The sequence below is a fragment of the Microbacterium sp. AC026 genome (assembly GCF_979258475.1).
In genome coordinates this window covers 794,352-808,450 of sequence record NZ_OZ409857.1, presented here as the reverse complement: position 1 = coordinate 808,450, position 14,099 = coordinate 794,352, and the positions used below count along the sequence as shown (strand labels likewise).

At 69.1% G+C, this 14,099-nt stretch carries 10 protein-coding genes, 1 tRNA gene and 2 pseudogenes; 7 read left to right on the top strand and 6 right to left on the bottom strand.

Annotation, left to right across the window (positions count from 1 at the left end; all coding sequences use genetic code 11):
- Nucleotides 1-5: 5 nt before the first annotated feature.
- Nucleotides 6-78 (bottom strand) — tRNA-Arg (locus ACZZ93_RS04210).
- A gap of 16 nt (nucleotides 79-94) precedes the next feature.
- Nucleotides 95-904: an SGNH/GDSL hydrolase family protein gene (locus ACZZ93_RS04205; protein WP_463510522.1), complete on the bottom strand. Its 810-nt coding sequence runs from the start codon at nucleotides 902-904 to the stop codon at nucleotides 95-97.
- Between the two features lie 70 nt (nucleotides 905-974).
- Here ACZZ93_RS04205 and argS point away from each other — a divergent pair.
- Both argS and ACZZ93_RS04195 read left to right on the top strand, forming a co-directional pair.
- Nucleotides 975-2,638, top strand: a pseudogene (gene argS, locus ACZZ93_RS04200) (arginine--tRNA ligase).
- A gap of 38 nt (nucleotides 2,639-2,676) precedes the next feature.
- Nucleotides 2,677-3,528: a DUF2993 domain-containing protein gene (locus ACZZ93_RS04195; protein ID WP_463510521.1), complete on the top strand. Its 852-nt coding sequence runs from the start codon at nucleotides 2,677-2,679 to the stop codon at nucleotides 3,526-3,528.
- Between the two features lie 7 nt (nucleotides 3,529-3,535).
- Here the strand turns inward: ACZZ93_RS04195 and ACZZ93_RS04190 are convergent, their stop codons facing one another.
- Both ACZZ93_RS04190 and ACZZ93_RS04185 read right to left on the bottom strand, forming a co-directional pair.
- Nucleotides 3,536-3,718, bottom strand: a complete 183-nt coding sequence (locus tag ACZZ93_RS04190) for a hypothetical protein (protein WP_463510520.1) — start codon at nucleotides 3,716-3,718, stop codon at nucleotides 3,536-3,538.
- Between the two features lie 32 nt (nucleotides 3,719-3,750).
- Nucleotides 3,751-4,455, bottom strand: a pseudogene (locus ACZZ93_RS04185) (YhjD/YihY/BrkB family envelope integrity protein); the annotation flags it as partial.
- A 285-nt stretch (nucleotides 4,456-4,740) separates the two neighbouring features.
- Between ACZZ93_RS04185 and lysA the strand changes: the two are divergent.
- The 5 genes from lysA to prfA all read left to right on the top strand — a co-directional run bounded on the left by lysA (nucleotide 4,741) and on the right by prfA (nucleotide 11,728).
- Nucleotides 4,741-6,150, top strand: coding sequence for a diaminopimelate decarboxylase (gene lysA / locus ACZZ93_RS04180; RefSeq protein ID WP_261987733.1), 1,410 nt, complete (start codon nucleotides 4,741-4,743; stop codon nucleotides 6,148-6,150).
- A 66-nt stretch (nucleotides 6,151-6,216) separates the two neighbouring features.
- Entirely contained in the window at nucleotides 6,217-7,524 is a 1,308-nt protein-coding gene (locus ACZZ93_RS04175) for a homoserine dehydrogenase (RefSeq protein ID WP_053095745.1), read from the top strand.
- Nucleotides 7,525-7,526: 2 nt separating this feature from the next.
- Entirely contained in the window at nucleotides 7,527-8,456 is a 930-nt protein-coding gene (gene thrB / locus ACZZ93_RS04170) for a homoserine kinase (RefSeq protein ID WP_463510519.1), read from the top strand.
- A 198-nt stretch (nucleotides 8,457-8,654) separates the two neighbouring features.
- Entirely contained in the window at nucleotides 8,655-10,637 is a 1,983-nt protein-coding gene (gene rho, locus ACZZ93_RS04165; protein ID WP_463510518.1) for a transcription termination factor Rho, read from the top strand.
- An 11-nt stretch (nucleotides 10,638-10,648) separates the two neighbouring features.
- Nucleotides 10,649-11,728 carry a peptide chain release factor 1 gene (gene prfA, locus ACZZ93_RS04160; protein ID WP_056278381.1) on the top strand — a complete coding sequence of 360 codons (1,080 nt, stop codon included), beginning with the start codon at nucleotides 10,649-10,651 and terminating at the stop codon, nucleotides 11,726-11,728.
- A 27-nt stretch (nucleotides 11,729-11,755) separates the two neighbouring features.
- Here prfA and ACZZ93_RS04155 read toward each other — a convergent pair whose 3' ends face one another.
- Together ACZZ93_RS04155 and ACZZ93_RS04150 are read right to left on the bottom strand one after the other, a co-directional pair.
- On the bottom strand, nucleotides 11,756-12,409 hold the full coding sequence (locus ACZZ93_RS04155; protein WP_056278385.1) for a response regulator: 654 nt from the start codon (nucleotides 12,407-12,409) through the stop codon (nucleotides 11,756-11,758).
- Nucleotides 12,406-14,055, bottom strand: a complete 1,650-nt coding sequence (locus ACZZ93_RS04150) for a sensor histidine kinase (RefSeq protein WP_463510517.1) — start codon at nucleotides 14,053-14,055, stop codon at nucleotides 12,406-12,408. The genes ACZZ93_RS04155 and ACZZ93_RS04150 overlap by 4 nt, the downstream gene beginning before the upstream one ends.
- Between the last annotated feature and the right edge of the window lie 44 nt (nucleotides 14,056-14,099).

Genomic DNA, 14,099 nt, shown 5'->3' with positions numbered 1-14,099 from the left:
GTGTGTGCCCCCGACAGGAGTCGAACCTGCGACCTACGGTACCGGAAACCGGCGCTCTATCCACTGAGCTACGGAGGCGTACCGATCGACAATATCACTGCTCGGGAGTGGTCTCCGACCCACCGGCCTCGGTCACCGGCGCGTCGCCCAGTTCGCCGAGCGCTGCGGCCAGCTTCTCGGCGAGGTAGCGGTGGCCGTCGGTCGACGGATGCTTGCGGCCGATCTCGACGTCGATGACCGACAGGTAGTTCTGGTCGGTGATCCAGTTCTGTGCGACGGGGGAGATGTACCACCATCCGCGAGCGGCGGCGAGTTCACCGAGATCGGCGTCGATGCGCGCGGTCTCAGCGCCCACGGGAAGTTCGTGCGGCGCCGGCCCCAGAATGACGATCGATGCCTGCGGATACTTCGCAGCCATGGCATCCCACGCGGCGGTGACGGCCTCGCGGTATCCGGCCTCGCCCTGCGCCCGGTCGTTGATCGACCCCTGGAGGATGATCAGGTCGGGAGTGAGTGTCGGGTCCAGAGCGGCGATGCGCACACCGAAGGCCGGGCCATCGAGTCCGGGCTTGAGGTACCCGCTGCCGCGGACTCCGTCGACGATCGTCTGTCCGTCGATCAGGTCGGCGAGCTGATAGGCGTATCCGAGGGTCGGCTCGGTCGCGGCCGAGCCGTAGGTCCAGGAGTCGCCGAACACGAGAACGGTCGGATGCTCCGGAAGAAGAAGGGGAACCGGCGCGATCGCGACCGATTCGTCCGCTGCCGCCGCAGCACCGACGGGTGCCGAAGACGGCATCGGAACCCAGGGCCGCCACACGCCGAGGACGACTGCCGCGACCGCCAGGATCACTGCGACGGCGAGGCCCGCGACGGGCAGACGATAGCGGGCGGATGCGGCCTTCATGGCATGACTGTAGATCACGAATCCGCCCTCGCAAATTCGGGCGCGTGACGCGCCGTAAACTGGGAGGCCTATGAACCCTGAATCGCTCGCCACAGCCCTCCTCGCCGTCCTCGCACCGATCGCCGAGGAACGACGTCCTGGCGAGCCGTTCTCGCTGTCCGCGTCGGACATCGTGTTCGAACGTCCGCGCAACCGCGACCACGGCGACTGGGCCTCGAACATCGCGATGCGCCTGGCGAAGCCGTTCGGCACGAACCCGCGCGAGCTGGCGCAGCAGATCGCCGACGGCCTCGCGCAGGTGGATGGCGTGCAGACCGCCGAGGTCGCAGGGCCGGGCTTCATCAACATCCGCCTCGACGCGGCTGCCGCCGGCGCGCTGGCGAAGCTCATCGTCGAAGCCGGCGCCGAGTACGGGCGCAACGACACGCAGGCCGGTCACAGCATCAACATCGAGTTCGTGAGCGCGAACCCGACCGGGCCGCTGCACATCGGCCACACTCGCTGGGCGGCGCTCGGCGATGCGATCGCCCGGGTGCTCGCGGCCTCCGGCGCGAAGGTCGCGAGGAGTACTACATCAACGATGCCGGAGTGCAGATGGAGCGCTTCGCGAATTCGGTGCTGGCCGCAGTCAAGGGCGAACCAACTCCCGAGGGCGGGTACGCCGGCAGCTACATCGGCGATCTGGCCGCTCGTGTTCTCGAGGCGCGTCCGGACCTGCTCGAGCTCTCCGGTGACGAGCAGGTGGTCGTCGCGCGGGAGCTCGCCTACGGTTTCCAGCTGGAGGAGCAGAAGCAGTCGCTCTCGAAGTTCAACGTCGACTTCGACGTGTGGTTCTCGGAGCGCACGCTGCACGCCAAGGACGCGGCCGGCGTCAGCTTCGTCGATCGCGCCGTCGACCGCCTGCGCGAGCAGGGACACGTGTTCGACGACGAGGGTGCAGTGTGGGTGCGCACCACCGACTTCGGTGACGACAAGGATCGCGTGATCCGTCGCTCCAACGGCGAGTACACGTACTTCGCCGCCGACGCCGCGTACTACCTGAACAAGGGTGACCGAGGCTTCGAGTACAAGCTGTACCTTCTCGGAGCCGACCACCACGGCTACGTCCACCGCCTCAAGGCGATCGCCGGAGCCGCCGGGGAAGACCCCGAGAAGAACGTCGAGGTGCTGATCGGTCAGCTGGTCTCGGTCGGGGGAGCGCGGCTGAGCAAGCGTGCGGGCAACATCATCGAGATGGACGATCTGCGCGAATGGCTCGGCACCGATGCGCTGCGCTACTCGCTCGAGCGTTCGCCTGCTGACTCCCCGCTCGCTCTCGATCCTGAGCTGCTGCAGAAGCGCACGAACGACAACCCGGTGTTCTACGTGCAGTACGCGCATGCTCGCACGCACAACGTGGCCCGCAATGCCGCCGACTCCGGTGTGGATCGCTCGGAGTTCGCGCCCGAGACGCTCACGCATGAGACCGAGAGCGCTCTGCTCGGCGCTCTGCAGGAGTTCCCGCGCATCGTGGCGTTTGCAGCCGAGGTGCGCGAGCCGCACCGCGTCGCGCGCTACCTCGAGGAGCTCGCCGGTCTGTACCACCGCTGGTACGACAACTGCCGCGTGATCCCGCAGGGCGACGACCCCATCGAGACCGTGCACCGCACGCGTCTGTGGCTCAATGACGCCGCAGGGCAGGTCTTCCGCAACGGCCTCGACCTGCTCGGCGTGTCCGCTCCCGAGCGCATGTGACCTCTGCTGTCGTCCGTGCCGTAGGGCAGGATGGCAGCATGAGCGACGACAATCACACCCTTCCTTACCCGTCCGCGGATTCCGAGCATCCGACGCTCGTGATCCCTGGTGGGAAGGACGGCGGGGATGCCGGTGCCACACCGCCGAAGCGCGCGCGCAAGCGCTGGCCCTGGGTGCTGCTGATCGTCGTGGTCGTTCTCGCTGTTCTCGCCGTCGCTGCGGAGCTCATCGCGCGCGCTGTCCTGCCCGGCATCGTGCGGGACATGGTGATCGAGCAGCTCGACCTGCCGGCCGACCAGAAGCTCGCCGTCGAAGCCGACGGCATCCTGATCCCGCAGCTGATCGGCGGAACGCTGGACACCCTGCATCTGTCGACCGACTCGGTCACGCTGGAGGGGATCACGGGCGCCGTCGACGTCACCGCCACGGGCGTGCCGCTGCGCGGTGGTGACCTCGCATCCGCATCCGGCACGATCCGCATCGACGAGTCCCAGTTCACGTCCCTGCTCTCGAACACCGAGTTGCCGATCGACACGGTCACGCTCGAATCGCCGAACGCGACGGTCGCGGGTTCGGTGAGCGTTCTCGGCCTCGCCATCCCGGTATCGCTCACGGTGACCCCGGGGGTGGCCGAGGGAGATCTCGAGCTCACTCCTGTCGGCCTCACCGTCGGCGGACTCGAGGTCGACGCGGATCAGGTCGGCTCGAGTCTCGGTGCTCTGGGGGAGCAGCTCACTCAGACGCAGCGCATCTGCATCGCGGACCAGCTTCCCGCTGGCATCACCCTCACGGGCCTCCAGATCGACGGATCGGAGGCTGTGATCGACGTCGACGTCGACGGTGCGATCGCGACCGATCAGACCCTGCTCGAGAAGGGCACCTGCCCCTGAGACGGGCTCAGTCCTCGTCGGTTCCGAGACGGGCCTCGCGCTCGGCCTTCTGCGCCTCCCGAAGCTCGGACGTCGCCAGCGCGACCTCCGCTTCGGCGCGCTGCACACGTCGCTGGGGAAGGTCGTCGCGCCGAACCGCGCGTGCACCCGGTCCTTGCGTTCCTCCTCCGACGTGACGATGTAGGCGCACGCGATCAGGATGACCTGGGTCGACAGGTTGAGCCAGATGAGCAGCGCCAGCAGGGTGGCGAAGGAGGCGAGGAGGGGGTTGCTCGTCGCGCCGCCGATGAACAGGCCGGACAGCTCCTGCAGCACGAGCAGCCCGACTCCGCCGATGAGGGACCCGATCCAGAGCGAGCGGGCTGCGGGGCGCAGCCCGGAGAGCAGACGGAACACCCCGGCGATGAGCACCGTGTCGAGTGCCAGCACGACGACCAGGGAGACGATCCGGATGCTCCAGGATGCAGCGGGCGAATCCTCGGGAATGCCGAGCAGACCGCTGATCCAGGTGATCCCGAGCCGACCGGCGAATGTGACGGCCGCTGCGGCGACGAACAGCACGGCGACGCCGGCCGCGAGCAGCAGGTTGCGGAGCATGACCCAGATGAACAGCACGTCGGCATGCGCGGTTCCGGCGAGGACGCGCACCGCGGTGCGCAGCGATCCGACGGCGCCGAGCGCCGAGCCGATCAGCGCGACCGTCGAGATGGCGCCCGCGACGGAGAGCGAGATCGGCTCCTTGAGATCGTCGGGGTTGACGACGCCGTCTTCGCCGATGAGACCGGGAACCACGGACTGCACGGCGGAGACGATCGCGTTCCAGACGTCGGGATTGCCTGCGAGCCAGAGAGCGGCGATCGAGAACCCCAGGAGCACGGCGGCGAAGACGCTGAACAGAGCGCGGTATGTCACGCTGTCGGCGAGCATCGGGCCCCGCCGCTCGGAGTAGAGCAGGAACGCGCGGACCGGGCGCCGTGTCAGAGCCCAGCGGATCGCCGACGCGCTGACGCGCGCGATCAAGCCGGGGCGTCGGGCATCGGGTGCTGCGGATTCGGTGCTCATCTCCACCACCTTAGGAGTCGGTGGGATGTGTCCGCAGGGGGTTGACGCCGGGCGTCACCATGACTGATGCGGCATGCACGGTGCCCTAGAATCGGGGGCAACCTCGCAGTGCGCGCATCCGCCCGAGACCCGTCCCACGATTGGTGTTCCTTGCTTTCCCCTGCCGACTCGCTCGCCCCGGAATGGCTCGTCGTGCCCGACGACGCGAATGATCTTCCCACCGCCGTGTGGCCGGCGTCCGCCGTCCGCGGTGACGACGGAGCGCTGCGGCTCGCGGGGATCTCCGCCACCGATCTCGCGGAGTCGTACGGCACGCCGCTGCTCGTGATCGACGAGGACGAGGTGCGATCTCGGGCCCGCGCCTTCCGCTCGTCCTTCGACGCGGCCGCCGCCGCCCACGGCACGACTGCGCGGGTGTATTACGCCGGCAAGGCGCTGCTGACCACGACGATCGCGCGCTGGGTGACCGAAGAGGGACTCAACGTCGACGTGTGCACCGGTGGTGAACTCGAGGTCGCACTCGCGGCCGGCGTCTCTCCGTCGTCGCTGGGGTTCCACGGGAACAACAAGTCGGTCGCCGAGCTCGAGCGCGCGGTCGAGGTGGGCATCGGCACGATCATCGTCGACAGCGCGATCGAGATCGAGCGTCTCGCGGCGATCACCGCCAGGACCGGCGCTGTGCAGCGGGTGCTGGTGCGGGTCATCAGCGGCGTGCACGCCGAGACGCACGACTTCCTCGCGACGGCCCACGAAGACCAGAAGTTCGGCTTCCCGCTGCCCGAGGCCGAGCAGGCCGTCGCCCGCATCAGGGAGATCCCGGGAATCGAGTTCGCCGGCCTTCACTGCCACATCGGATCGCAGATCTTCGGCGTCGCGGGCTTCCGCGAGTCGGCGTCGCGCGTGCTCGAGCTCCATGCGACTCTCCTCGAGGGCGGACCGGTTCCGCAGCTCAACCTCGGCGGAGGGTTCGGAATCGCCTACACGAGCGTCGACGATCCGACGCCGATCGAGACCCTCGCGGGCGAGATCGTCGCCGCCGTCGCCGAAGGCTGCGCCGCGCGAGGCATCCCCGTGCCCGCGCTGTCGTTCGAGCCGGGCAGGGCCATCGTCGGCACTGCCGGAGTGACGCTCTACGAGGTCGGGACGACCAAGGACGTCGCGCTCGATTCGGGCGCGACCCGGCGCTACATCAGCGTCGACGGCGGAATGAGCGACAACGCCAGGACGGCGCTGTACGACGCGCAGTTCTCGGCTCGACTCGCCTCCCGGATCGGCATCGGCTCGCCGCAGCTCAGCAGGGTCGTGGGCAAGCACTGCGAGTCCGGCGACATCGTCGTCGACCATGAGTACCTTCCGGCCGACGTCTCTCCCGGCGATCTGCTCGCGGTCCCCTCGACCGGTGCGTACTGTGCGCCGCTCGCGAGCAACTACAACCATGTCCCTCGCCCTCCGATCGTCGCTGTGAGCGACGGCCGATCGGCGGTCATCGTCCGCGGTGAGACGATCGCCGACGTGCTGTCTCGCGACGTCGGTGTCGCGGCCCCCGAGAGCCACGGGTGATCCGCGCGACGAACGACGCGGTCCCCGGCGAAGCACGACTGAACCACCCTCCTAAGGAGAGATGCAATGACGACTGAGTATCGACGACTTCGGGTGGCGCTCCTCGGCGCCGGAGCGGTCGGCTCCCAGGTGGCCGCCCTGCTGCTGCGCCACGGCGATGAGCTCGCCGACCGGGCCGGTGCCACGCTGGAGCTGGCCGGCATCGCGGTGCGCAACCTCGATGCGCCGCGCGAGACCGATCTGCCGAAAGAGCTGTTCACGACCGATGCCGAATCGCTGATCCTCGGCTCCGACATCGTGATCGAGCTGATCGGCGGCATCGAGCCCGCCCGCACGAGCATCCTGCAGGCGATCGGCTCCGGTGCCGACGTCGTGACCGCCAACAAGGCGCTGCTGGCCACTCACGGCCCCGAGCTCTTCGAAGCGGCCGACCGCGTGGGCGCATCCGTCTACTATGAGGCCGCCGCCGCCGGTGCCATCCCGATCATCCGCCCGCTGCGCGACTCTCTCGCCGGTGACCGCGTGGTGCGCATCATGGGAATCGTGAACGGAACGACCAACTACATCCTCGACCGCATGGACACCGAGGGCGCCGACTTCGCCGATGTGCTCGCCGACGCGCAGCGTCTCGGATACGCCGAGGCCGACCCGACCGCCGACGTCGAGGGATACGACGCCGCGCAGAAGGCCGCGATCCTCGCGAGCCTCGCCTTCCACACGGCTGTTCCGCTCGACGCCGTGTACCGCGAGGGCATCACGACCATCACCGCGTCGATGATCGATGAGGCGCGCGCAGCCGGCTTCGTCATCAAGCTGCTCGCCGTGTGCGAGCGCATCGAGGCCAACGGCACCGAGTCGATCTCGGTGCGCGTCTACCCGGCCCTCGTGCCGACGTCGCACCCTCTCGCGTCGGTGCACGGCGCCAACAACGCCGTGTTCGTCGAGGCCGAGGCTGCGGGCTCGCTCATGTTCTACGGCGCAGGCGCCGGTGGCGTGCAGACCGCATCCGCCGTGCTCGGAGACGTCGTGTCGGCGGCCCGACGGCACATCGCCGGCGGCGTCGGCGTGGGGGAGTCCACCAGGGCCAACCTCCCGGTGGTGCCGATCGGTCATGTCACCACCCGCTACCAGATCACCCTCGAGGTCTCGGACGCGCCCGGTGTGCTCGCGACCGTCGCCGGCATCCTCAGCGACGGATCGGTCTCCGTCGCGACCGTGGTGCAGACGGTCGAAGGAGAGGACGAGCCCACCGCTCGTCTCGTCATCGGCACGCACCGGGCCACGGACGCCGCGCTCAGCGCCACGGTCGACGCACTCGCCGCCAGCTCTGTCGTCGAGCGGGTCGTCTCGGTGCTCCGCGTGGAAGGCGAGTGACGATGGCGGCAGGGCGCACGGTCGAGGTGACCGTGCCGGCGACCAGCGCCAACCTCGGTCCCGGATTCGACACGCTCGGACTCGCGCTCAGCGTCTACGACACGCTTCTCGTGACCGAGCTCGCCGCCGGCGAGCTCGAGATCGAGGTCTCGGGTTCCGGCGCGAGCGAGATCCCTCGTGACGACTCGAACCTGATCGTCCGCACGATCGCTCACGTGTACGCCGACGTCGATCGCGCCGTCCCGGGCCTGCGCATCGTCGCGGAGAACGGGGTGCCCCACGGGCGCGGACTCGGGTCCTCCGGCGCGGCGGTCGCGGCGGGGATCCTCGCGGCGAAGGGCCTGCTCGAGGGCGACGTCGACATCGACGACGCCGACATGCTGCGCCTCGCCACCGAGATCGAAGGGCACCCCGACAACGTGGCTCCCGCGCTGTTCGGCGGTCTGACGATCGCCTGGGTCGGCGAACGAGGTCCCCAGCACAAGAAGCTCCTCGTGCACCGCGGCGTCTCGCCGCTCGTGCTCGTTCCGTCGTACACGATGTCGACGTCGAGGGCGCGATCGCTGCAGCCGCCGCAGGTGTCGACGGCCGATGCGGTCTTCAACGTCTCGCGCTCGGCGCTGCTCATCGCCGCGCTGATGCAGAGCCCGGAGCTGCTGTTCGACGCGACCGCCGACCGACTGCATCAGGACTACCGCGCCGAGGCGATGCCCGAGACGCAGCGGCTCGTCCAGACGCTCCGTGCGGCAGGTTTCGCCGCCGTGGTGTCCGGCGCCGGACCCAGCGTGCTGGTTCTCGCAGACGGCCCCGGAAGTCGTCAGGACGCCGTGGAACTGGCGGAATCGACGACCGACACCCCGTGGGATGCGCTGCTGCTCGCGGTCGACGTGCGTGGTGGTACAGTGGGGAATCGAGCGGAGGGCTCCACGTAACTGCGTGAATCTGGCCCCATTGCAACTCTGCAAGACCCGCACGCAAAACCCCTGTCGCACTGCTCTCACCGAGAACCTCGTTCTTTCCGAGAACCCAGTGCAGAGGCTGGCTGACGCCGAGCGTCAGCCCGTGCGATCGCGCGCAGCACCCGTTGTGCGCGTGCCGCTCATGTCCCCGAGACCAAAGAGGGAGTACTCGTGGAGAATTTCTCCGAGACCCAGAACGACCAGGCGGCACCCGCCGCCGAGGCTGCGGCGAAGGCCGCGAGCTCCGACGCCGCGACGACCGCCGCGACCGAGGTCGCACCGGCCCGCAAGCGCGCTCCGCGCCGTGCGAGCACCGCGACCGCCGCCGCGAAGGCTGAGAAGGCCGAGAAGGCCGCAGCATCCACCGACAGCGCACCGGCCACCCAGGCTCCCGCAGCCGAGGCACCCGCCGCAGACGCGGCACCCAAGGCGAAGGCCCCTCGCCGCAGCCGTGCGAAGAAGGCTGACGCAGAGAACGCTGAGTCTCCTGCGGCGACCGCCGAGGCTCCTGCAGCCTCCGCGCCGGCACCCGCCGAATCCACCGAGGCTCCCGCAGCGAAGACCGCAGAGTCCAACGGCTCCGCGGACGCCGGTTCCGCAGAGGCGGGTTCTGCCGACGAGCCGAAGAAGACCACCGGTCGCGGACGCCGCACGGCGAAGAAGCCTGCTGCCGAGGCCGAGACTCCCGCAGCCGAGAAGCCCGCTGACGCCGCACCGGCCGAGGCAGCACCCGCGGCGGACTCCTCCTCGGATTCCGGCGACGGCGAGGAGCAGGGCGGTCGCAACCGCAACCGCAACCGCAGCCGTAACCGCGGACGCGGCCAGAACGGCAACGGCCAGGGCGGCGAGCAGCAACCCCAGCAGCAGCAGCCGCCGCAGACGGCACCCGCCGAAGACGAGGGCGGCAACGGCCGCAACCGTCAGCGCAACAAGCGCCGCGGCGGCGCGCCGACGGACGAGTTCGACACCGAGATCGGCGAGGACGACGTCCTCGTCCCGATCGCCGGAATCCTCGACGTGCTCGACAACTACGCCTTCGTCCGCACGACCGGATACCTCGCCGGCCCCAGCGACGTCTACGTGTCGCTCGGACAGGTCAAGAAGTACAACCTCCGCAAGGGCGACGCGATCGTCGGCTCGATCAAGCAGCCCCGCGAGGGCGAGCAGCAGGGCCGCCAGAAGTACAACGCGCTGGTGAAGGTCGACTCGATCAACGGCCTGTCGATCGACGACGCCGCGACCCGTGTGGAGTTCGGCAAGCTCACGCCGCTCTACCCGCAGGAGCGTCTGCGTCTCGAGACGGCGCCCGAGAAGCTCACGCAGCGCATCATCGATCTCGTGGCCCCGATCGGCAAGGGACAGCGCGGCCTCATCGTCGCGCCGCCCAAGGCCGGCAAGACGATCGTCCTGCAGCAGATCGCCAACGCGATCGCGCAGAACAACCCCGAGGTCCACCTCATGGTCGTGCTCGTCGACGAGCGTCCCGAAGAGGTCACCGACATGGAGCGCACGGTGAAGGGCGAGGTCATCGCCTCGACCTTCGACCGTCCGGCAGAAGACCACACCACGGTCGCCGAGCTCGCCATCGAGCGCGCCAAGCGTCTCGTCGAGCTGGGCCGCGACGTCGTCGTGCTGCTCGACTCGATCACCCGCCTCGGCCGTGCGTACAACCTCGCTGCTCCGGCATCCGGACGGGTGCTCTCGGGTGGCGTCGACGCCTCGGCGCTGTACCCGCCCAAGCGCTTCTTCGGTGCTGCGCGCAACATCGAGAACGGCGGATCCCTGACGATCCTCGCCACGGCGCTGGTCGAGACCGGCTCCAAGATGGACGAGGTGATCTTCGAGGAGTTCAAGGGCACCGGCAACAGCGAACTGCGCCTGTCGCGCCAGCTCGCCGACAAGCGCATCTTCCCGGCCGTCGACGTCAACGCGTCGAGCACCCGCCGCGAAGAGATGCTGCTGTCGACCGACGAGGTCAAGATCACCTGGAAGCTGCGTCGCGCCCTTGCAGGCCTCGACCAGCAGCAGGCGCTCGAGGTCGTCCTGGGCAAGCTCAGGGAGACCCACTCGAACGTCGAGTTCCTCGTGCAGATGCAGAAGTCGATTCCGACGCTCCCCTCGGGTGCGCACGGACACGACAACAACATCCGCTGAGCGGAGCCGGGGTGTTCGAGTCCGTCCAGACTCTGATCGACGAGCATCGCCGGGTGCAGGAGGAGCTCTCCGACCCGGCGGTGCACGCCGATGCTGCTCGGGCGAAGCGCGTCAACCGTCGCTACGCCGAGCTGTCGCGGATCGTCGCCGCCTATGAGGCGTGGGCGGCGGCATCCGATGACCTCGACGCCGCGAGGGAGCTCGCCCGCGAGGACGAGGCGTTCGCCGCTGAGATCCCGACCCTCGAAGAGGGGGTGCAGTCATCGCAGGAGAAGCTGCGCCGACTGCTCATCCCACGCGATCCCGATGACGCGCGCGACGTCATCATGGAGATCAAGGCGGGGGAGGGCGGCGCCGAGTCGGCGCTGTTCGCCGCGGATCTGCTGCGCATGTACATCCAGTACGCAGCCTCCAAGGGCTGGAAGACCGAGCTCCTCGAGCGCAACGAATCCGATCTCGGCGGCTACAAGGACGTCCAGGTCGCGATCAAGGGATCGTCCTCGGACCCCGCCCAGGGCGTCTGGGCGCACCTGAAGTACGAAGGCGGCGTGCACCGCGTGCAGCGCGTGCCCGCGACCGAGTCGCAGGGGCGGATCCACACCTCGACCACCGGAGTGCTGGTGTTCCCCGAGGTCGACGAGCCCGACGAGATCGCGATCAATCAGAACGACCTGAAGATCGATGTCTTCCGGTCCTCGGGCCCGGGCGGTCAGTCGGTCAACACGACCGACTCGGCGGTGCGCATCACCCACGTGCCCAGTGGAATCGTCGTGTCGATGCAGAACGAGAAGTCGCAGCTGCAGAACCGTGAGGCCGCGATGCGCGTGCTCCGGGCGCGACTGCTGGCGAAGCAGCAGGAGGAGCTGGATGCCGCGGCATCCGATGCACGCAAGTCGCAGATCCGCGGCATGGATCGGTCCGAGCGCATCCGCACCTACAACTTCCCCGAGAATCGCATCGCCGACCACCGCACGGGATTCAAGGCCTACAACCTCGATCAGGTGATGGACGGCGCTCTCGAGCCGATCATCGAGAGTGCGATCCAGGCCGACGAAGAGGCTCGACTCGCCGCGGTGGGCTCCGACTCCTGAGGTGACGCCGCTGAGCTGCGGCGCGGGTCAGGAGCGGGCCGCGTACCGGTGCTCCGGCCGTCCGGTCGCCCCGTAACGCAGGCGGACCTCCACGACCGTCCGAGCAGCGAGAGCCGCGAGGTGGCGCTGCGCGGTGGCACGGGAGATCCCGACGCGCTCTCCGACTTCTGCCGCCGACGCCTCGCCGTCGCCGAGAGCGGCGAGCACCAGCTGCTCGGTCGCGGATCGCGAGACAGACACCGGTTCTCCGGATCCGTGGAGGATCGCCAGGGCGCGATCGGTGTCCTCCTGGCGAAGGGGACGATCTCCGGCGAGCAGGTTGCGGTACCGCGCGTAGCGCTCGAGCAGACCGACCAGCGCCCGACGATCGAACGGCTTCAGCAGGTACCCGACGGCGCCCGATCTGAGCGCGCGTCGAATCGTCGGCGCGTCGTCGGCGGCCGAGATGAGGATCGCGTCCACGCCGCTCTCGCGCACGAGGGCGATGCCGTCTCCGTCCGGGAGGAAGACGTCCGCCAGGAGGAGGTCAGGGCGTGATGAGCGGATGCCGTCCCGTGCCTCGGCGAGGGTGCGGACGGGCTCCAGTGCCGAGAATCCGGGCTGGTCGTCGATGATGCTCCGGTGCAGTCGTCCGACGCGGAAGTCGTCGTCGAGGATCAGCACCCGCAGGGGATCGTTCATCGGTTCTCCTCAGTCGTCGATGTGTCGGTGACGGCGCCACCGAGTCGAGCGGCGAACACGGCACCGTGCTCCTCGCCTCCGGCGTCGATGACCCAGAGATCGCCGCCGCGGCGTCGCGCGATGTCTCGAGCCAACGGGATGCCGAGCCCGCGGCCGTGCACGCGGTCTGTGTCGTCGTCGCGCGGCTGACTCGGAGCCATCGGGTCGATCCCCGCGAGGCCCGGTCCCGAGTCTGCGACCGTGACGACGAGCGCGTCGCCGTCTCCGAGCACCGCGACCTCGACCCAGCGGGGAGTCCGCGCTCCGGCGACGGCGGCGGTCACCGCGTTGTCGACGAGGTTGCCCACGACGGCGGCGACGTCCTCCGGTTCTGCCACGCTGCCGATCAGCTGGCTCTCGTCCGCGACGCGCAGGGAGACGCCGCGTTCACCGGCCTCGATCCCCTTGGCGCCCAGGAAAGAGTGCAGGAACGGGTCGCTGAGCAGGTCGAGCCCGGCGACGGGGAATGCGACCGAGCCGCGCTCGACGAGCTCATCGAGGAATCCCCGGGCATCGTCGATCCTGGCTGCGTCGATGAGCCCCGCGACCACGTGCATCCGGTTCGCGAACTCGTGACGCTGCACGCGCAGGGCGGCGGTCACGGCTTGCACGGTCTCCAGTCGCTCCGTCAGAGCGATGAGGTCGGTGCGGTCACGGATGATCAGCACATGTCCGAGCGGCCTGCCGTCGCGGATCACCGGACGGGAATCGATGTAGAGCACGCGGTTGTCCACGACGGTGCTCGACGTCGTGGGCGCTCCCGTCGCGGTCTCGACGACAGCGGTCGGCAGCGAGAGCTCCGCCAGCCGTCGTCCCACAGCGGCGTCGAGACCGAGCATCCGATCGGCCGCATCATTGCTCACCCGCACGATCCCTGCCGTGTCGACGGCCAGGACGCCGTCATCCACGCCATTCAGCACTGCTGTCTGGTTCTGCACGAGCGCCACAAGCTCCTCGGGCTGCACGCCGAGCGTCAGGCGCTCCCAGCGACGGCGCAGCAGCAGGAAAGCGAGGAGAGCCAGCGCCAGGGCACCGGCGGCGGTAATGCCGATCACCGCGAGCAGCGGAGGCAGGTCATCGAAGACGCCTGTGCGCTCGAATCCGACGCTGACCTCGCCGACGGGGATCCCCGCATCGTCGAGCACGGGGACCTTGGCGCGAGCCGACTCGCCGAGGGTTCCGGTCTGCCAGTCGACCACCTCGTTCCCGGCGAGCACCTCCTCGAAGGGTGTGCTCACCATCTGGCCGATGCGTGAACTGGTCGGATGGGCGAGGCGGATGCCGTCCTCATCGGCGATGACGACGAACAGTGCACCGGTGCGGTCAGAGACGTCCGCTGCAAGGCGCGCGAGCTCGCCCTTCCTGAGCTCGTCCGGGTCCGGCGCCTCTTCGGCGGCCGAGATTCGTGCGACCTCGTCGCGGACCTGCGGGTCCTGGGCGAGGGTCCGGGCGATGCCGAGGGCGGTGGACTCGGCTTCGGTGCGAAGCTGCTGCACGGCGAGAAGGAGGTACACGCCGGTGCACATCACGACGACAAGGGCGACCGTGGCGAGATGCAGCAGCAGCGTGCGGGTCGCGAACCGAGGTCGCGTCGTCGTCGTCGACACCGTGGTCCTTCCTTCTCTGCTCCCGCGCAATATGCGCAGAACCC

Coding starts and splice junctions, on each gene's coding strand:
- ACZZ93_RS04205 (WP_463510522.1), bottom strand. CDS start 904: ATGAAGGCCGCATCCGCCCGCTATCGTCTGCCCGTCGCGGGCCTCGCC.
- ACZZ93_RS04195 (WP_463510521.1), top strand. CDS start 2,677: ATGAGCGACGACAATCACACCCTTCCTTACCCGTCCGCGGATTCCGAG.
- ACZZ93_RS04175 (WP_053095745.1), top strand. CDS start 6,217: ATGACGACTGAGTATCGACGACTTCGGGTGGCGCTCCTCGGCGCCGGA.
- thrB (WP_463510519.1), top strand. CDS start 7,527: ATGGCGGCAGGGCGCACGGTCGAGGTGACCGTGCCGGCGACCAGCGCC.
- ACZZ93_RS04155 (WP_056278385.1), bottom strand. CDS start 12,409: ATGAACGATCCCCTGCGGGTGCTGATCCTCGACGACGACTTCCGCGTC.